The organism is Salipiger bermudensis HTCC2601 (assembly GCF_000153725.1).
Taxonomy (GTDB): domain Bacteria; phylum Pseudomonadota; class Alphaproteobacteria; order Rhodobacterales; family Rhodobacteraceae; genus Salipiger; species Salipiger bermudensis.
The window spans coordinates 3,138,660-3,155,284 of record NZ_DS022276.1; the positions used below are offsets into that span (position 1 = coordinate 3,138,660).

Consider the following 16,625-nt stretch of genomic DNA (forward strand, 5'->3'; position numbering starts at 1 on the left):
GCCGCGGCAGGTTGCCGAAATAGAGCCCGAAGGTCTCGACCACCCCGCGCAGCAGGAACAGCGTCGAGCCGCAGACCAGCACGAAGATCATCAACGCGACCGCCATGCCGATATTCAGATTCGACAAGAGCTTCACGCCCTTGTCCAGGCCCGCGACGATGGAGCCCACGGCCACCGCCGTCAGCACCGCAAGGATGGCAACCTGAACCCAGGCACCGGAGCCGGTGCCGAAGAGCGCGTCGAGCCCGGCGGCGATCTGGCTCGAGCCGAGGCCCAGCGAAACAGCCACGCCGAACAGCGTGCCGAGGATCGAGGCGATGTCGATGGCCTTGCCGACGGGGCCGTGGATGCCCTCGCCCAGCAGCGGGTAGAACACCGAGCTCACCCGCACCGGCAGGTCGTAGCGGTTGATGAAATAGGCGAAGGCGAGGCCCGGCAAGGTGAAGATCGTCCAGGTGTGCAGGCCGAGGTGATAGATCGCGACCGAGATCGCATCCTTGGCCGCATCCTCGGTGAACGGATCGACGCCGGGCAGCGGCGGGTTCGAGAAATGGCTGATCGGCTCGGCCACGCCCCAGAACATCAGCACCGTGCCGATGCCGCCGGCAAACAGCATGGTGAACCACGACAGGTTGGAATAGACCGGGCGCTCGCCCTTGCGGCCCAGCCGGATATGGCCGTGGCGCGACATGGCAGCCCAGATCAGGAAGCCCAGCCAGACATTGACCCCGAGCACGAAGAACCAGCCAAGGTTGGTGACGATCCAACTTCGCCCGACGGCAAAGGCATCTCCGATCGGTTCGGGAAACAGGATCAGGGCGAGGACGAAGACGACCGTGAACCCTGCGGAGACGAAAAATATCGTCGGATCGGTTCTCAGGCCGAGGCGGCGGGCAAGCTGTTCCAAGGATCAAGCCTCTGTGTATTTTGCACTGTCACTTTACTCCAACAGGCGTGCTTTGAATTGGTTCCGCACAATCTTTACGGGAATTTTATCCTCACTGGCGAGCCGTTGACCTGGCCGCGATGCGCTGGATACCTTCCTGCATACAGATAAGCAGTCAGGACCCCCCCATGCATCCGCAACCCGCCCCCGCCAGTTCTTCGCAGCGTGCTTATACCGAGCTTCGCGAGCGGCTGTTGCGCGCCACCTTCCTGCCGGGGGAAAAGCTCAACGAGGTGGCGCTGGCGGCCGAACTCGCGCTCAGCAGAACGCCCCTGCGCGAGGCGCTGAACCGGCTGACCGCCGAAGGGCTTCTGCTCCATCTCGACCGGGGCTTCGCCGCGCCGCCGCTTGATCCCGAGCGGGTCTTCGACCTGTTCGAGGCCCGGCTCGAAATCGAATGCGCCACCATCCGCCTCGCCTGTGCGCGGGTCGACGATGCCGGGGTCGACGAACTGGCCGCCTTCCTTGACGAGAGCAGCGCGGAATCTCCAGACGCCTCGGTCGACCGGCTGATCGAACTCGATATCGGCTTCCACGACCGCATCGCCACGCTGTCCGGCAATGCAGTGCTGCGCCAGATGCTCGCCAATCTCAACGACCGGCTGCACCTGATCCGCTGGATCGCCATGGAGGGCCGCCGCGACCAGACCCAGGCCCAGCACCGCGACATGCTCGCCCACCTGCGCGATCGCGATGCCGAGGCCGCGATGGCCGCCATGCGGGTGCATATTCTCCATCGCAAGGAGGACATCCTCGCCGCGGTCAAGGCCGCCTACGGGCACGTCTATACCAGCGCCCGCAGCTGACCCCACCACGCGTTGCCGGTGGGCAGGCAGACCTGTATACAGAGCGGAATACATAGCGACAACCGCGCCACAGCCCACCAAGGAGACAGATCATGGACAACAGACTGAACGGTGCCGAGGCGATGGTGCGGATGCTCGAGGCGCAGGGCGTGCGGCACATCTTCGGGCTTTGCGGCGACACCACCCTGCCCTTCTACGATGCCATGCATCTGCTCGATCACAAGATCGAGCACGTGCTCACCCGCGACGAGCGCAGCGCCACCTACATGGCCGACGGCTATTCCCGCGTCACCGGTCGGCCCGGTGTCTGCGAAGGCCCCTCGGGCGGCGGCGCCACCTACATTCTGCCGGGCCTGATCGAGGCCTCGGAAAGCTCCTACGCGGTGCTCGGCATCACCACCGATATCTCGGTGGCGAGCTACGGGAAATACCCGCTCACCGAGGTCGACCAGGAGGCGCTGATGCGCCCGCTGACCAAGTGGAACACCGTGATCAAGCGCGCCGATCACATCCCGCGCATGGTCCGCGCCGCCTTCCGCGCCATGACCACCGGGCGCTCGGGTGCCGCCCATCTGGGCCTGCCCTATGACATCCAGTACGATCAGGTCGACCCGACCGAGATCTGGGCCGATCCCGCGCTCGCCACCTACCCCGCCTACCGCACCGGCCCCGACCCGGCGGCGGTCGAGGCGGCGGTCGACGCGATCCTCTCGGCGAAAACCCCGCTCATCGTCTGCGGCGGCGGCGTCGTGGTCTCGGGCGCCATGGCCGCGCTCGACCGCCTCGCCACGCGTCTCGACGTGGCCGTCGCCACCTCGATCTCGGGGCAAGGGTCGCTCGCCGACAGCCACCCCAACGCGCTTGGAGTGGTGGGCTCGAACGGCGGCACCGACCAGACCTGGGAGATGATGGAAGCCGCCGATCTGGTGGTGTTCATGGGCTGCCGCGCCGGCTCCACCACGACCTCGCGCTGGGAGGCCCCGAGCCCCGGCACCCGCATCGTGCATTTCGACGTCGACCCGATGGTGATCGGGGCCAACCTGCCCACCGAGGTCGGCGTGGTGGGCGACCTGCGGCTCGCGCTCGAGATGGTCAATGCCGAGCTCGACCGCCGCGACCACGGAGCCTCCACCTTCGGGGGCGCCGCGGCGGTGGCCGACATCAAGCGCCGCAAGTTCGAGATCTTCGACCACATCGCCGCCGAGACCGACCACCCGATCCGCCCCGAGCGTGTCATCGCCGCGCTGATGAAGGTCCTGCCGCCCGACGCCACCGTGGTGTCCGATCCCGGCACCTCCTGCCCCTACGCCTCGGCCTATTATCGGCAGGCGCTGGCGGGGCGCTATTTCATCACCAACCGCGCCCACGGAGCGCTTGGCTATTCGCTCTCGGCCTCGCTGGGCGCGTGGTATGGGCGGCCCCAGAGCAAAACCGTGGCATTGATGGGCGACGGCTCCTTCGGCTTCACCGTTGGCGAACTGGAGACCGTCTGCCGGGCCCGCGCGCCGATCACCTTCGTGGTGTTCTCGAACGCGAATTTCGGCTGGATCAAGGCCAGCCAGATGGCCGACAAGGGCAGCCGCTACTACAATGTTGACTTCAATCGCGTCGATCAGGCCGCCGTGGCCTCGGCCTATGGGTTGAAATCCTGGCGCGTCGAGGACCCGGCCGAGCTCGACCGGGTGCTGGCCGAGGCGGTCGCGCATGACGGCCCGACGCTGGTCGATGTCGTGACGCAGCCGCTCGAGGAGGCAAACGCGCCGGTGCGCCGCTGGATGGGCTGAGCCCGGATCACAAGCTCACAGGCTCAGAAGCGGCGCGGCTGCAGCCCGGCCTGGAACCAGGTGGTCATCGAGTAGATGTCGTAGACCGGCAACCCGGTGGCGGCGCGCACCGCAGCACTGTAGGGCGCCATGTTGGTGCATTCCAGCACGATCGCGCCAAGCTCCGGGTGCCGTGCGACGAGGGCCTGCGCCGCCGCCACCACATCGGCACAGGCCTTCGCGAGATCGAGCTGCGGCCGCGCGGCGTTGATGATGACCGGGAACAGCTCGTCGCCGCCCTCGCAGCCCGCAATCGGCGTGTCGAGCGGCACATTGATGCCCTCGAGATGCGCCGGCGTGATACCGGCCGCGTTGATCGTGACGATCCCCACCCGCTGGCCCGGCGGCAGCGTTGCCTGCACCCAGGGCACCTGCATCATCGACGAGGTCGCCACCGGCACCTGCACGGCGTCGGCGAGCTGGCGCTGGTAGATCGACAGGAAGCCGCAATTGGTGGTGATGCCCTCGGCGCCAAGATCGACGAGATCCCGCGCGGCCGCGATGAAGGGCTCAAGCAGCCCCTCGGCCCGGTCGCAGACCACCTTGGCCGGGCTGGCCCCGCGCACCACGTGGTAGAGCACCGGGAACGGCCAGGTCGTGGCGTTGCCCATGTCTCCATGCACGCGCGGGAAACGCGCCTCGAGCATCAGGATGCCAAGCGGCGCGCCGTAGATCGCCTTGCCGCCTTGCGCGACATGGCTGCCGGGGGCTCCGAAGGGACGGACGGGATCGAACATCGGGCGGGTCTCCGTGCAAGGGCACCGCTGCGGGCCGAGGGAGGCCGGCGCGGGCGGGCTGTGCTCCGGATATGGCCCGGCGCGCGGCGCCAAACAACGGTGCGGTCTGCTGCAGCCCGTGCTTCTCGCCGACTGCTGCGCAAGCGCCGCACCGCCACACCATGCAGGCCCCCTCGCCCAGATCCGGGCAGCCGCGCCTCCTTGCCCCGAGGCCCCTCCGCCCCGGCAGACGCGCCTTCAGGAAAAGATTTCGTATCCTCCAACATTTCGCCTTGTACTCCCCGCTTTCGCTTGGCTATACGCGTCGACGGAGACGTGGCCGAGTGGTCGAAGGCGCTCCCCTGCTAAGGGACGCGCAAAACTCCCTAAACCCCCTGAAATCATTATATAAATCCGCACCCCGACAAAGGGCCTGCACGGATTTTGCACGGGTCCTCTCGGGCCCGGTTTTTTGTTGACCGGAGACCATGCATTGCACAATAAAACGTGCAGCATGGACAGGAGGTCACCCCATGATGTTGCACACCGACGAAATCACCCTCAGAGCGGCCGAGGATCCCGGCGCCGAGGAAAGCCCCCAGGTCACGCAATCGGGCTGGCATGCCTATGATGTCGAGGGCGATCCGGTGCTGTTCATCCCCGCCCGCATCGCCGAGACCAAGGAACAGGCCCGCCGCCTCCTGGTCTGGCTGGTGCCGATCCTCAACCGCCGCGCCATCCTCGGCGAGCAGGTCGGCGTCGCCGGCGCCCAGGCCAAGCTGCGCGACGCGCTCGGCCTCGAGAAGACGATCGGCGGTGCCGCATGACCTATGTGACCGTCCGACGACTGGGCCGGCCGGCTCGCCAGATCCCCGCGCATGACGCCCTGCCGGGCAACCTGCGAAAAGCCTCCGATGCGCTGCTCAAGGATGCCTGGCAGTCGGCCGTCACCTGGGGCGATGCCGCCGCCTTCGACCGGATCCGCGCCGAGATCTCGCGCCGCGCCGCGGCCGACCCCGAGCCCAGCCTGGACCGGCGCGCGGCGCAAGATTTTCCCACCGCCCGCGCCGCCTTCGGCTTCGGCCCCTCGATCGGGGGTGTCGCATGAGGATGTCGCATCTGCATTTCGCCGGCATGATGGGCAGCCTCGCCGCCCAGGCCGGGCGTGCCGTCGCTCTGCTCGCCGGTGCGCCGGAGCGGGCCGACCAGATCCGGCCGACCCGCAGCGCCGCCCGGCAGCGCCGCGCGGCCCAGATGCCCGCCCAGGATCCCCAGCCCCTCACCCGCCAGCTGCGCCGGCAATATGCCCGCCTCGCGGCCAAAGGCCGGGGGCCCAGATCATGAGCGCGGTGAAGCCGGAGACGCCGGTTCTCGATGCCGCCCGCGCCGCGATCGCCGAGGGTCGGCCGGTGGTGGTCCACGGCCCGCCCTGCTGCGGAAAATCCCACAACCGTGAGGCCGTGCGTGAAGCGATCGGGGCTCACGGGGTTCTCGACGGTTGGGATCCCTATGTGGATGATCTCCAACGCGGGTTCCTACACCTCAGCGGGCCGATCGCGCCCTAGCGGTGCTCGACTCCGGCGTGTTGCCGCAAGAGGTGATCCTGGTCGACGCCGAGACGGTGGCGATCGTGACCGAGATCGAGGGCGCCGACTACGTGCTCACCCTCGGCCGGATCCCGCGGCCGAGGCCACGGCCGGCGCGCAACTGAGCGCTGAGCGCGACCGACCACGGAGGAACTATGGCGCAAGGTGGAATATACCGGCCCTACCGGCCCAGCAACGGCACAGAGGGCGACATCTTCATGGCCCAATGGTGCGACAAGTGTGCACTTGCTGACCACGAGGGCGATGGGTGCATGATCCAACTTCGCGCCCTGGCGCACCGGGTTGATGAGCCGGAGTACCCGGCGGAATGGAGCTTCACCAATGGCGGTGCTCCGCAGTGCACTGCTTTCACGACCGAACCCCAAACCGAACCAAGATGCCGCGATACGATCGACATGTTTGAGTGGATCGCGGATCAGTCCAACTGACCCCGGAGGCCCTATGACCGCTCGACCCCTCGAAAGCTGGCACGAAGATATGGGAAACAAGACGTGGTGGGCGCTTGGCCCAGATGGCGAATGGCTGGGCGAACCCGCATGGATCGGCACACCCAATGACAGCCACTGGCCGGGGTATCACACCCACTTCACCGATCACCCTCCGATGCCAGAAACACCGGATGAATCTGGCCGCCGTATCCATGGCGAGGCGCGGGCCGAAGCCCGTGATCTCGGCCTTCTAAGCTACTGATCCTACAATCTCACGAAGGCCGAAGGAGGGCCGGAGAGATGAGCGAACAAGAGAACTGGAAATGGTGGGTCGGCCACGACGACGAACGATTCCACACCGAATGCGAAACGCGCGAAGAAGCGGTCTACATCGCAACTGAGGAGCAGGAAGGCGGGCACATCGTTGAGGCGATGAAGCCCGCCAACATCGAGATTAGCCGCTTTTTCGATGCCCACTTGTTCGTGGAGAGCGCCGAAGATGACGCCGCAGAATGCCACGGCGATCCCGAAGGCGACATTCTGGTCTTTGATTTGAAGCCAGAGGTGCGCGCCGATCTTGAGAAGATGGTTCGCGCAGCCATGGACGCTTGGCAGGAGAAGCACAGCCTGACCTTCACCGGCTTCCAATTCGCCGCCAGCCGGAACCACGAATACGTTCCGGCAAAAGCAGAGTCCGAATAACCCCCGAGGGCAGCATGACCGACCCCTTCGCCACTGTAGTCCGCCTCATGTGGATTGATGATCTGATCGATGAGGAAGGGCAGATCCAGCGCAGCGACATCGCGCAGGCGTTTCGCATGTCGATCCAGCGGGCCAGCCACGACCTGCGCAGATACATGCAACTGAACCCACGCCGGATCGCCTACGATCCATCGCCGCGCTGTTACATACAGGTCGAAGGCTCGAAGCCTCTGTTTACACGCGGCCACCGATGCGCGGCGGCCGACATAGTTTCGGCCGTGGCGGAACATTACCCCACCGAAGACAAGTCCAACTGACCCCGAGCCCAAGAGGAAACCGCATGAGCACTCTGACCTTTGGCGCGCTGCGCCAGGCGAACAACACCCGCCAGACGGAATGGCCCGGAAACGACAAGGCCGACGTGGCCTTCCGAGCGATCGAGGTCGCCGGAGAATTCGGCGAGGTAGCCGAGGCGGTGAAGAAATACCTGCGGCATGAGCGCGGCATCAAGGGCAGCATCTGCGCACCCGAGGATGTTGCGGATGAGATGGCCGACGCGGTGATCGCCCTCGACTTGCTGGCGGCCAAGATGGGCATCGACCTCAGCGAAGCGGTCGCCCGGAAATTCAACCGGACCTCGGTGAAGTACGGGATGCAGACCCGCCTCCCCGAACAGTCCAACTGACCCCGAGGCCCCAATGAGCACCATTCGCGAGAAAGAGGAAGCGGCGCTGGTCGCCAAGCGCGGCGGCGATAACCGCCCGCTCGAGCACATGAAGGCTGCATGGGACGGGCATAGGAGCGTGCGCGTTTCGGCGGGCGGGCGAGATCGCGGACTGGCCACGACCGCCTACAGCTACGCGCTGACCGATGCCGAGAAGGTCGCAGCGGCGGCGCGGATCAGCGCGCTCTGGAACCTCGCCGCAGCGCGCGGGTGGAGCACCCACCAGATCAACCAGATGGTCGCTGCTGCGACCGAGTCCAACTGACCCCGGAGGCCCGTCGATGACCGTCAGCGCCGAAACCGTCGAAGCCCTACACGCCGTCAAGGCGGCATGGGATCACTGCCAATCGGTGTGCGAGCACCGCAACCCAGATCGCGATGATGAAGGCCAAGGCCGCATCTGTGAGCACGAAGAAAACACCAGCGGCATGGAATGGTGCGACCCCTCGCACTGCCCGCTGCTGGCCCTGTCCTAAAAACCCCGGAGGCACCGATGCGAGTAAACGAAATCATCCCTGAGACGCGGAACGCCGCCGGTCAGCTTTTGGCGGGCACCGCAAAATTCGCGGACGGCAAAGAGTGGCGTTGGATTAGGGTCCACGGTGACGGCTCGTATTGCTTTGTAATCGACAGCGGCATCCCGAGCCAATGGGGCCTCACAAACTACGGACGGACGGTGGCCTACCCGAAGCGAATAGAGGCGCTCAAAACGAAACTAGCGGAACTCGGGGAATTGGTCCCCGAGCCGCAATCCAACTAACCCCGGAGGCACTATGACCGACGAACCCACCATCATAAAGCGGCGTATCGAGGCTTGCGCGATGCAGGCGCAGATGAACGCAAGAAACCACGGCGGCGATAACGCGACCGCAGCCGCAGACCTGATGTGCGCCTTCGTCCTGATGGCCGTGAAGTCAGGTGGAGACCCAGAACGGGCGCGCGCCGCGATGTGGGATCACGCGAAGGCTTGTGTGGCCGACTTCTGGCCTGACGCCAAGATCAACTGAATCCAACAATCCCCGGAGGCACCATGCCAGCACCGAAACAACCGTGCGATCATCAGAAGCAAGGCGACATGATCCTTGGTGTGTGGGTCTGCGGGCACTGCTGGGCAAAGGTCGGCGAACGCCCCCGGCGATACGTCATGGTTCCGTGCCACGAAGCGGGCGAAGGAAGGTCGGGCTACCGGCAAGAGCTGGTCTGGACAGCAGCGGCTGCCAAGGATGGCGACCTGCGAATGAACCGCTTCGTGCGCAGGATGGCCGACCGCTACATAGCGAGATGCCGCGACCTGACGCTGCACGACGCCCACGACTGCGCACTGGATTATCTGCGCAGCCTACAACTGCCGTTCGGCCATGAAGACCTTTCCGACCCCGAAGAACTGGCAGACGAAGACATGGAATACTGGGACGCCGACGAAGCAGCGTCCAACTGACCCCGAGGGCAGCATGACCGACCCCTTCGCCACTGTAGTCCGCCTCATGTGGATTGATGACCTGATCGATGAGGAAGGTCAGATCCAGCGCAGCGACATCGCGCGAGCGTTTCGCATGTCGATCCAGCAGGCCAGCCACGACCTGCGCAGATACATGCAACTGAACCCACGCCGGATCGCCTACGATCCATCGCCGCGCTGTTACATACAGGGCGAAGGCTCGAAGCCTCTGTTCACACGCGGCCACCGCTGCGCCGCGGCCGACATAGTTTCTGCCGTGGCGGAACATTACCCAACCCAAGACAAGTCCAACTGACCCCCGGAGGCACCATGGGCCTTGAAGAGTTTACGCGCCGGTTCACGGCAGAGGCCAAACGCCTGGCAGGTTTCGACACCTTCGATGACGGACAGTCCGTCGAGGATTACTGCAAGGGAGTCGCGGCAAGCTATCACGCAGACCCACTCTACCGCGAAGAAGGCCCCGAGGCGTGCGCCGAGAGCGACGTCTCATATTGGGGCGAGGAATAGTCCAACTGACCCCCCGGAGGCCATATGATCCCCAGAAGCGTGAGAAAGAAGCTGCCAAAGGCAAAGCTGATCTCGATTGAGATGGGCGGTTACAACCGGCAGCCATATTGGGCCAAATTCCGAGGCGCCAACTTCATACGTTGGCAACTTTGGAATGTATGCGTAACGCACCGCGCCCCATGGGTCGAACGATCAGCGCGCCAGATCCACCCCCACCTTTTCAAGTCCAACTGAACCGGAGGCCCAGATGCAACTACGCGAGACGATGAGAGCGCGCCACGCGCCCGACGTTTACTCCGGCCCGAACTGCGACCAGCACGAACCGCGCTGGATCGGTTCGGACGAGGGAGACATGGACGGTGAGGGCCCCGTCGGCACCGAAGGGACATTGATGCTGGCGGCGCGGACCTTCCCGCCTGGGACGGTGGTCACCGTCTTGCTTCCCGAATGCCCACACTGCCATGAGACGCCGCACGATATGGGCGACCTACCAGACGGCAAAGGCGGCTGGTTCACAAAGTGGTCTTGCGGGTGCGACTTCAACTGGCACGACTGGGCGACCAACGAATTCTCCTAAGTCCAACAATCCCGGCGGATCCCCGGAAACCAGAAAGCCGCGCCTGACTATCGCCAGGCGCGGCTTTGTCATGTCTGGCGATCGCCGCCGGGCGACGGCCGCTCACTTGACATGATAGATGATCCGCTCGGCCACTGGCGCGCCGGTCACCGGGTGGCGGCCGATCGTGTGGATCTCGCGGGTCGGGCCGTTCGAGAGATCCTCGAAATCCTGCCAGACGCTCGGCAACGCGCGCTCGCTGGTTTCGACATATCCCGGCAAGGTGCCCGCCTCCTGGGTGAAGTTGCGCTCGATCACGTCGAGCGGGTCCTCGGGATCCCCGGGCCAGTCGGCCGGGTGGTAGCCCTGCAGGTAGGCCTCGATCAGCCGCACCATGCGCGGCGCGGGCTTGCGGAACGTGCTGGCGCCGGGGTCCATTTCCATCCGGCGCACGGTCTGCCCGTCCGTTTCTAGCAGCCTCCCAAGCTCGGCCTGGGTGAGCCCGAGCAGCTCGCGCGCCTCGCGGATCTCGGCGGGGGTCATCGTCTTGGACATGGGTCAATTCCTTCTGTGTGGGGGTGATGCCCGGCCCTCGAGCCGGGCGCACTGGTCAGGCGGCCGGCGCCGCCGCGTGATCGATGGGGATCCTGGTCAGGCGGTGGCCGAGGAAGGCGCGGGCCATGTCGCCCAAGGTGCGCGACGTGGCAAAGGTCCCGGCCTCTGCAGCGGCGTTCCATTCGTTCGCGAGCCCTGCAGGCCAGGCTGCGAAATCAGATCCGAGGCTGCCGCCGATGGCGAGTTCGATCGCAATCGCCTGTTGAATGTTGGTTGCGTCGCCGGCGCTGCGGGTGAGGTCGAGTTGATAGGTGGTCGCGGTCATGGTCTGAGATCCTGTGTTTGAGGGGTGACGCCCGGCCTAGGCCGGGCGCGCTGGTCAGGCGACGCGGCGGGCGCGGTAGGCGGCGAAGTCGATCACGTTGCTGGCCTCGGGCGCCTGGGCCGTCGCGGTGGCGTCCTGGACCTCCTGGCGGGCCGCCTGGGCGGCGTTTGCCTCGGCCCAGGTGTCGCGCGGGGCTTCCTCCTCGAGGAAGCGATCGGCGCCGATGATCGCGCACATGCTGTAACGGCCGTGCGGGGCGACCTGCTCTACGCCCTGGTAGAGGCTGATCCGCAGGCGCTTGCCCTCGGTGGTGACGATGGTCTTGGCGGTGCGGCGCTCGACGGTGATCTGAAAGATCGTGTCATGGTCGCAGATGCTGCGGGTCCAGTAGGTCTTGCCGGCTTCGAATGCGGTGGTCATCGTGCTGTCTCCTGATGTTGAGCGGGGCGCCGTGCCCCTGCACAAATAGATATAGGGGCTATCGCCCCCACTGTAAAGGGGCGCAGCACATTTTTTTGTGCATCTTGGTCAAGCCGCGCGGTGCGCATAGGCCGCGGCCGCGTGGTCGCCCCATTGCTGCGCCATGGCCTCCGCGATGCCGGGGAAAAACTTCGATCGAATTTTCCACCGGTCTTTTCCCGGCGATGCGAGGTGGATCTCGGCGCGCGCGGTGCTGCCGTCGAGTGTGCCGGTGCGGGTCAGCGCCGGCAGGCCGCGCTTCCAGAAACAGATCCGCTTGCGCACGTTGTCGGGCCCGGCCTCCTCGGTGCCGAATTGCCAGGGCTGATAGCTCGAGCGGCGCTTGGCCTCGTCCTCGAAGTTCGAGATCAGCGCCTTCGCGTGCCGATGCATCACCGGGTTTTCGATCGCGATATTCGGGATGTCGGCATTCCAGCACGCATCGAACAGTGCCGCGCCGTCCTCGAGCTTGCGCCATGTGAGGGCGAGCTTTTCCTTTTCGGACATATGGGGCCAGTCTGCCGCCTCCTGCGGGGTGAGATCCGCAATCGGGTTCTTGGCCGGCTTGTCGAGCCAGCGCACGCCGGAATTGCAAAGGCGGGTGCAGGGCGGGTGCATCACCGCCATGAGGTCCCAATTGTCCATCTTCATGACGCTGCGCACGTCATCCTGAATATGCCGGTTCGACCCGTCATCGCTCGGCAGGATGTCGCAGGACCAGGTGTCGTGCCCTGCAGCGAGGAAGGCGTTGCGGACAACGCCGGAGGTTTCGCATCCGATCAAGATCTTTGCCATGGTGTTCGGGTCCTGTGTTTGGGGCCCGGCTTGCGCCGGGCCGATTGGTCAGATTGCGAGGGCTTGGGCGAGGTGATCGAGGAAAGGCTCGATCGGTGCGGCGGCGAAATCGAGCCGCACGATCGTCGCGCGGAGCTGGCGCTGTTCGCTCGCGGGTGCGGATTTCATCGCCTCGATCACGATCTCGGCCGGCATGAAGTTGGTGCCAGAGGGGCCCTCGACTTCGATCAGGCGCTCGAGGTCGAGGCCTTTTTCTGCGGCAAACGTGTCGATCCAGGTCGAAAAGGTCATCGTGGTCTCTCCTGATGTTGAGCGGGGCGCCGTGCCCCTGTGCAAATAGATATAGGGGCAGTCGCCCCCACTGTAAACACCTAATGCACGTTTTTCTGTGCTTTGCCGTTTACGGCTCGCGTTCGGCTCGCCTACTGTCTGTCTCGCGCAGATCCTCAGGAGGCCGAGACATGAACAGATCCCCGAAACGACCGACCCCGAGCCCTGCCGCGATCGCGGCCCGGGCGGAGGCTCACTGGCTCTTGCCGCCGCTCGTCGACACGGTGAAAAAGCCCGATCTCGAGGCCATGCTCGCGCGGATCCCGGCGAAGTATTCCGACCCGGCTGCCGCGCCGGCCACCAAGGCCCAGCTGCGCGCCGAGATCCTCGCCGCCCGTGAGCGCTACTGGCAGGACAAGGCTGACGCAAAGCCCGTGCGCCCTGCTCGCCAGGGGCGCCGGGCGCCGGTCGAGAGCCTTTGCGAGATCCCGGCGCACGAGGTCAACGCCTGGCTGCGCGAGAGCCTCGGAGGCAAGCTGTGATCGCGCGGCGCGACGGGGGCGAGATCCTCCTCGAGGGCGAGGCCTATCGCAGCCGCTTCCCGATCGGCGACCTGGGCGCCTGGATTGATTTCTATCGCGAGATGTCGGGCCGGATGCGCGGCCGGTATGCGCATCACTATGCGCCAACCCTCGAGGCGCTCGAAGCGGTCGAGGCCGAGATCTCCGCCGATGGCTGACCTGTTCGACGGTATGGCCGCCCCGAGCCCTCTCCCGATCGCGCAGGATTTCTCGGATCTGCGGGCGATGCGTCCTGCCGGCGGGTTCGGTTTGATCATGGTAGACCCGCCCTGGCGTTTCATCACCCGCTCGAGCGCCGGCGAGGCAAAGGCGCCCCAGGCGCATTACTCCTGCATGGATCTCGACGCGATCGCGCGCATGCCGGTGGGCGAGATCGCCGCGCGCGATTGCCTGCTCTGGCTCTGGGCGATCAACCCCATGCTTCCCCAGGCGCTCGAGGTGCTGGGCGCCTGGGGCTTCACCTTCAAGACCGCCGGGACCTGGGTCAAACGCACCAAACACGGGCGCGACGCTTTCGGCACCGGCTATCTGCTGCGCAGCTCGAACGAGCCGTTCCTGCTCGGCACTCGAGGGGCGCCAAAGGTCACGCGGTCGACGCGGTCAACGGTCGCCAGCTATGCCGGCGCGGCTCAGACGGTCGAGGAGGTGGGGAAAACCGCGATCACGATCGAGGCGGAGCTGCGAGAGCACTCAAGGAAGCCGGAGGAGGCCTATTCGGCGGCCGAGGCCCTGATGCCCCAGGCGCGGCGGATCGAGGTTTTCTCGCGCAGCTCGCGGCCGGGCTGGTCAACCTGGGGCGACGAGGCGGGAAAGTTTGACGCGGGCGGTGCCGTCACTTGACGACGCGCAGCGTCGGACGGCCCCCGCTCGCCTGTCGGATCGGTGCGGCCTTGGGCTGCTCCTCACGGATCGTCGCGCCAAAGCCCCAGCCATGCGCCTGCAGGCGATCGGGGAGATCGGCCGGGGCGATCTTGCGATAGCGTTGCGCCATGTCCGATTTTTTCCACCCGCCAATATCGAGCAGACCGCCGAAATCATGGGTCTGGGCGTAGTACCAGGTCGCCCAGGTATGGCGCAGCACATGCGGGGTGACCTCGTTTCGATCGAGCCCGGCGCGGGTCACGGCATTGGCGAAGGCGGTGGAGATCTGGCCGCCACCATTTTCGCGCTGCACATAGGCGCGGCCCTTGGGGGAGCGACAGATCGCGCCGGCATCGGGCAAGGGGCGCGAGCGGATCAGGTCAAGGGCGCGCGATGGCAGGCGCACCATGCGCGGCTCGCCGTTCTTCGTCTTGGGGATCCAGGCCTCGCCGGTGGCGGGATAGAAATGCGCCATGTCGACGCCGAGGGCCTCGCTCGAGCGAAGCCCGGCCCCGAGCATCAGCCCGATCGCCGGCAAGATATGCGGCGCGCCCTCGGCGGCCGCCTCGATCAGCTGCTCAGCCTCCTCCGGGGTGAGCCAGCGCGTGCGGACCCGGTCGCCCTTGCGGCGCTTGAATCGGCGCGGCTCGGTCAGGCCTTCGTCGGCGGCCATGGTGACCACCGCCGAGATCGGCACGATGAGCTGGCGATTGACCGTCGAGGCGGCGGCCTCCGGGTAGAGCGCCGCCTCGGCCTCGACGATTGCGGCGTTGTCGATGTCGCTAAGAAGCGTATCGGGTCCAAAGTGCTCGAGGATCTTCGCCAGGAACCGGGTCTCGCCGCCGGCCTTCATGTAGGCAAGCGCGGCCTCGGCGAAGGTCAGCGTCGCCGCTTTGCCATAGGCGTGACGGTCGAGGAGTTCCGCCTCGCGGCGGATGCGGATGGCGTCTGCCCGCGCCGCGTCGCGTGTTCCAGTGCTTTCGTAAATGCTGCATCCCGCGACGGTGCCGCGGATGTAGTAGACGCCCGAACCCCGGCGGAATTTCTTGAGCGGCATCGGCTTCCCTCCTCGGTGACAGCGGCCATGAGATCGGCCGGGCGATACAGGATCCGCACGCGCCCGCGCGCCTGGATCCAGGGCAGCGCCTCCTCGGCGCGCAGCTGGTCGAGCAGACGGCGCGAAATCTGCACCCCGCGCTCGGCGAGATAGTCGACCGCCTCCTGCGTCGAGAGCAGCCGATCGGGCTCGGCCGGGGCGCTCATGGCCGCAGGCTGGCCGCGGCCTTGCGCCGCCAGTCCCTTGCTGCGCCGAGAAGGCCCGGCCCCTCGCCTTCGATGCCGGCAAACGCGATCCGGGCGATCTGGATCCGGGCGGCCTGGTCGATCGACGGCGTGATGCGGCCGCCCCGGTCCCGGATCAGCGCCAGGATCGTGCCGGCCTCGGCGTTGCCGGCGCGTTCGCAGATGTCGTGCCGCGCCATGCGGTCGCTGAACCCGCGTGCGTGGTCGAGGATCTCGATCGGAGGCCGTCTCATAGCAGCACCTTGACCACGAGGGAGACGACAAACACGGCGCCGCTGACAACACTGACAGTGCGGCAGAGCAGGTCAATCTGGCACGCGATGCGCTCGACGGTCGGATCGTCTGAAAATTTGGGCATGCGATTCCCTTTCGCTTTTCACACGAAAGGCATTGCACACTAAAATGTGCTGCGTCAACTACAGCGAACACTTGCACGGAACAAAGAGAAAAGGTTAACGATTATTGATCTGCAACCGGCGCGATTCCGCGCCACGCTGCTCTGCACTTCTGGGGGATCTGCTATGCATCGAACCGACATCGAAAAAATCCATCTTGAAACGCGCGATTGGCCGGAGGCGGATCTCGACCGCCTCGCGGCCAGGATCGAAGCGATCGCGGCGCGCGAGGCGAAAGCGCCTCAGTCGTCGGGATCGCTCTCGCGTCGTCTCGGGCGCGCCTCTGCCACGGCGGCAAAGGCCTCAGAGGCCAAGTGCTCGGGCAGGCTCGTCAAGGCTTTGTGAAGGCGGATCCTTGCCTCGGTGATGCTATCGGCCTGGTGCATGAGGCCGATCGGCACACCCAGCACGTCGCAAACGCGCAGCATGTTCTGATAGGACAGCGATGTGCGTCCTGCGACAAATTGAGAAACTGCGTTGCGGCTTAATCCGGCCGCGCGCGCGATCTCTGCAAAGTTCATGTTTCTGAGGGCGGCTGCCATTCGTATATTATTTCGGGCAATGTCGAGCCGCTGGTCTAGGGGTGACGTTGTTGTCATGGGCGCATCAAGCATCCTGTGAGTCTCCGAAAATCATTGCCTTAAAATGCCCCCTGCACATTAAAATGTGAACTGTTGTTAAAAAATGCAACGGCACCCGCTTGCATCACGGCGTTTTTTCTTTTGCCTTGCACGTTATTGTGTGCGAAGCCTTGCCAGAGAGTCACCGCACGAGTGGCAAACCGATGAAAAGAGGCAGGCAAGGCGGC

The 16,625-nt window shown here is 65.6% G+C and carries 33 protein-coding genes; 22 read left to right on the forward strand and 11 right to left on the reverse strand.

All coding sequences use genetic code 11. The annotated features are described in order from the left end of the window. Positions 1-907: BCCT family transporter (locus tag R2601_RS14730; protein ID WP_007799715.1), on the reverse strand; the 907-nt coding region annotated here is incomplete at its 3' end. A gap of 167 nt (positions 908-1,074) precedes the next feature. Between R2601_RS14730 and R2601_RS14735 the strand changes: the two genes are divergently transcribed. Then, complete coding sequence (locus tag R2601_RS14735; RefSeq protein ID WP_007799717.1) at positions 1,075-1,752, forward strand: GntR family transcriptional regulator; 678 nt, start codon at positions 1,075-1,077, stop codon at positions 1,750-1,752. A 92-nt stretch (positions 1,753-1,844) separates the two neighbouring features. Continuing rightward, positions 1,845-3,536 carry a thiamine pyrophosphate-binding protein gene (locus tag R2601_RS14740; protein ID WP_007799719.1) on the forward strand — a complete coding sequence of 564 codons (1,692 nt, stop codon included), beginning with the start codon at positions 1,845-1,847 and terminating at the stop codon, positions 3,534-3,536. A gap of 23 nt (positions 3,537-3,559) precedes the next feature. Here R2601_RS14740 and R2601_RS14745 read toward each other — a convergent pair whose 3' ends face one another. After that, positions 3,560-4,312 (reverse strand): aspartate/glutamate racemase family protein, encoded by a 753-nt coding sequence (locus R2601_RS14745; RefSeq protein WP_007799721.1) that lies wholly within the window; start codon positions 4,310-4,312, stop codon positions 3,560-3,562. Positions 4,313-4,824: 512 nt separating this feature from the next. Here R2601_RS14745 and R2601_RS14750 point away from each other — a divergent pair. From R2601_RS14750 to R2601_RS14825, 17 genes are all read left to right on the forward strand, one after another. Continuing rightward, positions 4,825-5,118: a hypothetical protein gene (locus R2601_RS14750; protein ID WP_007799723.1), complete on the forward strand. Its 294-nt coding sequence runs from the start codon at positions 4,825-4,827 to the stop codon at positions 5,116-5,118. After that, the gene (locus R2601_RS14755; RefSeq protein ID WP_007799725.1) at positions 5,115-5,399 is read left to right on the forward strand and encodes a hypothetical protein; all 285 of its coding nucleotides are present in this window, start codon (positions 5,115-5,117) and stop codon (positions 5,397-5,399) included. The genes R2601_RS14750 and R2601_RS14755 overlap by 4 nt, the downstream gene beginning before the upstream one ends. 2 nt (positions 5,400-5,401) lie before the next feature. Beyond that, positions 5,402-5,635 (forward strand): hypothetical protein, encoded by a 234-nt coding sequence (locus R2601_RS14760; protein WP_007799726.1) that lies wholly within the window; start codon positions 5,402-5,404, stop codon positions 5,633-5,635. Continuing rightward, positions 5,632-5,856: a hypothetical protein gene (locus tag R2601_RS14765; RefSeq protein ID WP_007799728.1), complete on the forward strand. Its 225-nt coding sequence runs from the start codon at positions 5,632-5,634 to the stop codon at positions 5,854-5,856. The genes R2601_RS14760 and R2601_RS14765 overlap by 4 nt, the downstream gene beginning before the upstream one ends. Positions 5,857-5,873: 17 nt before the next feature. Beyond that, positions 5,874-6,002 (forward strand): hypothetical protein, encoded by a 129-nt coding sequence (locus R2601_RS27560; protein WP_302621471.1) that lies wholly within the window; start codon positions 5,874-5,876, stop codon positions 6,000-6,002. A 147-nt stretch (positions 6,003-6,149) separates the two neighbouring features. Next, on the forward strand, positions 6,150-6,326 hold the full coding sequence (locus tag R2601_RS26800) for a hypothetical protein (RefSeq protein WP_154657517.1): 177 nt from the start codon (positions 6,150-6,152) through the stop codon (positions 6,324-6,326). Positions 6,327-6,339: 13 nt separating this feature from the next. Further along, a complete protein-coding gene (locus R2601_RS26660) occupies positions 6,340-6,588 on the forward strand; it encodes a hypothetical protein (protein WP_144266913.1) in 249 nt (82 codons plus the stop codon). Positions 6,589-6,626: 38 nt separating this feature from the next. After that, a complete protein-coding gene (locus tag R2601_RS14775; protein ID WP_007799734.1) occupies positions 6,627-7,028 on the forward strand; it encodes a hypothetical protein in 402 nt (133 codons plus the stop codon). Positions 7,029-7,042: 14 nt separating this feature from the next. Beyond that, a complete protein-coding gene (locus R2601_RS14780; RefSeq protein ID WP_007799736.1) occupies positions 7,043-7,345 on the forward strand; it encodes a BrxR family helix-turn-helix transcriptional regulator in 303 nt (100 codons plus the stop codon). Positions 7,346-7,368: 23 nt separating this feature from the next. Beyond that, positions 7,369-7,713, forward strand: coding sequence for a MazG-like family protein (locus R2601_RS14785; protein ID WP_007799738.1), 345 nt, complete (start codon positions 7,369-7,371; stop codon positions 7,711-7,713). 13 nt (positions 7,714-7,726) lie between these two features. Next, entirely contained in the window at positions 7,727-8,017 is a 291-nt protein-coding gene (locus R2601_RS14790) for a hypothetical protein (protein WP_007799740.1), read from the forward strand. A gap of 16 nt (positions 8,018-8,033) precedes the next feature. Continuing rightward, on the forward strand, positions 8,034-8,228 hold the full coding sequence (locus tag R2601_RS14795) for a hypothetical protein (protein ID WP_007799741.1): 195 nt from the start codon (positions 8,034-8,036) through the stop codon (positions 8,226-8,228). A gap of 297 nt (positions 8,229-8,525) precedes the next feature. Then, positions 8,526-8,759 (forward strand): hypothetical protein, encoded by a 234-nt coding sequence (locus tag R2601_RS14805; RefSeq protein WP_007799744.1) that lies wholly within the window; start codon positions 8,526-8,528, stop codon positions 8,757-8,759. A 23-nt stretch (positions 8,760-8,782) separates the two neighbouring features. Then, positions 8,783-9,190, forward strand: a complete 408-nt coding sequence (locus tag R2601_RS26665) for a hypothetical protein (RefSeq protein ID WP_144266914.1) — start codon at positions 8,783-8,785, stop codon at positions 9,188-9,190. A gap of 13 nt (positions 9,191-9,203) precedes the next feature. Continuing rightward, the gene (locus R2601_RS14815) at positions 9,204-9,506 is read left to right on the forward strand and encodes a BrxR family helix-turn-helix transcriptional regulator (protein ID WP_007799748.1); all 303 of its coding nucleotides are present in this window, start codon (positions 9,204-9,206) and stop codon (positions 9,504-9,506) included. 14 nt (positions 9,507-9,520) lie between these two features. Then, entirely contained in the window at positions 9,521-9,718 is a 198-nt protein-coding gene (locus R2601_RS14820; RefSeq protein ID WP_007799750.1) for a hypothetical protein, read from the forward strand. Between the two features lie 247 nt (positions 9,719-9,965). Next, the gene (locus R2601_RS14825; RefSeq protein ID WP_007799752.1) at positions 9,966-10,295 is read left to right on the forward strand and encodes a hypothetical protein; all 330 of its coding nucleotides are present in this window, start codon (positions 9,966-9,968) and stop codon (positions 10,293-10,295) included. Between the two features lie 102 nt (positions 10,296-10,397). Here the strand turns inward: R2601_RS14825 and R2601_RS25535 are convergent, their stop codons facing one another. The 5 genes from R2601_RS25535 to R2601_RS14850 all read right to left on the reverse strand — a co-directional run bounded on the left by R2601_RS25535 (position 10,398) and on the right by R2601_RS14850 (position 12,699). Beyond that, complete coding sequence (locus tag R2601_RS25535; RefSeq protein WP_007799753.1) at positions 10,398-10,829, reverse strand: helix-turn-helix domain-containing protein; 432 nt, start codon at positions 10,827-10,829, stop codon at positions 10,398-10,400. Positions 10,830-10,884: 55 nt separating this feature from the next. Then, a complete protein-coding gene (locus R2601_RS14835) occupies positions 10,885-11,154 on the reverse strand; it encodes a hypothetical protein (RefSeq protein WP_007799755.1) in 270 nt (89 codons plus the stop codon). A gap of 54 nt (positions 11,155-11,208) precedes the next feature. Further along, a complete protein-coding gene (locus R2601_RS14840; RefSeq protein WP_007799757.1) occupies positions 11,209-11,574 on the reverse strand; it encodes a hypothetical protein in 366 nt (121 codons plus the stop codon). Between the two features lie 108 nt (positions 11,575-11,682). Continuing rightward, a complete protein-coding gene (locus R2601_RS14845; protein WP_007799758.1) occupies positions 11,683-12,408 on the reverse strand; it encodes a hypothetical protein in 726 nt (241 codons plus the stop codon). A gap of 48 nt (positions 12,409-12,456) precedes the next feature. Next, the gene (locus R2601_RS14850) at positions 12,457-12,699 is read right to left on the reverse strand and encodes a hypothetical protein (RefSeq protein ID WP_007799760.1); all 243 of its coding nucleotides are present in this window, start codon (positions 12,697-12,699) and stop codon (positions 12,457-12,459) included. A 170-nt stretch (positions 12,700-12,869) separates the two neighbouring features. Here R2601_RS14850 and R2601_RS14855 point away from each other — a divergent pair, with 170 nt between their 5' ends. The 3 genes from R2601_RS14855 to R2601_RS14865 all read left to right on the forward strand — a co-directional run bounded on the left by R2601_RS14855 (position 12,870) and on the right by R2601_RS14865 (position 14,099). After that, on the forward strand, positions 12,870-13,220 hold the full coding sequence (locus R2601_RS14855) for a hypothetical protein (protein WP_144266915.1): 351 nt from the start codon (positions 12,870-12,872) through the stop codon (positions 13,218-13,220). Beyond that, on the forward strand, positions 13,217-13,417 hold the full coding sequence (locus R2601_RS14860; RefSeq protein ID WP_007799764.1) for a hypothetical protein: 201 nt from the start codon (positions 13,217-13,219) through the stop codon (positions 13,415-13,417). Before R2601_RS14855 ends, R2601_RS14860 begins: the two co-directional genes overlap by 4 nt. Before the next feature lie 67 nt (positions 13,418-13,484). Beyond that, positions 13,485-14,099: an MT-A70 family methyltransferase gene (locus R2601_RS14865; RefSeq protein ID WP_040545408.1), complete on the forward strand. Its 615-nt coding sequence runs from the start codon at positions 13,485-13,487 to the stop codon at positions 14,097-14,099. Here R2601_RS14865 and R2601_RS14870 read toward each other — a convergent pair. From R2601_RS14870 to R2601_RS26000, 4 genes are all read right to left on the reverse strand, one after another. Further along, positions 14,092-15,177, reverse strand: a complete 1,086-nt coding sequence (locus R2601_RS14870; protein ID WP_007799767.1) for a tyrosine-type recombinase/integrase — start codon at positions 15,175-15,177, stop codon at positions 14,092-14,094. The two genes, R2601_RS14865 and R2601_RS14870, sit on opposite strands and share 8 nt — an antisense overlap. 202 nt (positions 15,178-15,379) lie before the next feature. Further along, complete coding sequence (locus R2601_RS14875) at positions 15,380-15,655, reverse strand: hypothetical protein (RefSeq protein ID WP_007799769.1); 276 nt, start codon at positions 15,653-15,655, stop codon at positions 15,380-15,382. After that, the gene (locus R2601_RS27565; RefSeq protein WP_007799771.1) at positions 15,652-15,780 is read right to left on the reverse strand and encodes a hypothetical protein; all 129 of its coding nucleotides are present in this window, start codon (positions 15,778-15,780) and stop codon (positions 15,652-15,654) included. Before R2601_RS27565 ends, R2601_RS14875 begins: the two co-directional genes overlap by 4 nt. A gap of 279 nt (positions 15,781-16,059) precedes the next feature. Beyond that, positions 16,060-16,431 carry a helix-turn-helix domain-containing protein gene (locus R2601_RS26000; protein WP_083793937.1) on the reverse strand — a complete coding sequence of 124 codons (372 nt, stop codon included), beginning with the start codon at positions 16,429-16,431 and terminating at the stop codon, positions 16,060-16,062. Between the last annotated feature and the right edge of the window lie 194 nt (positions 16,432-16,625).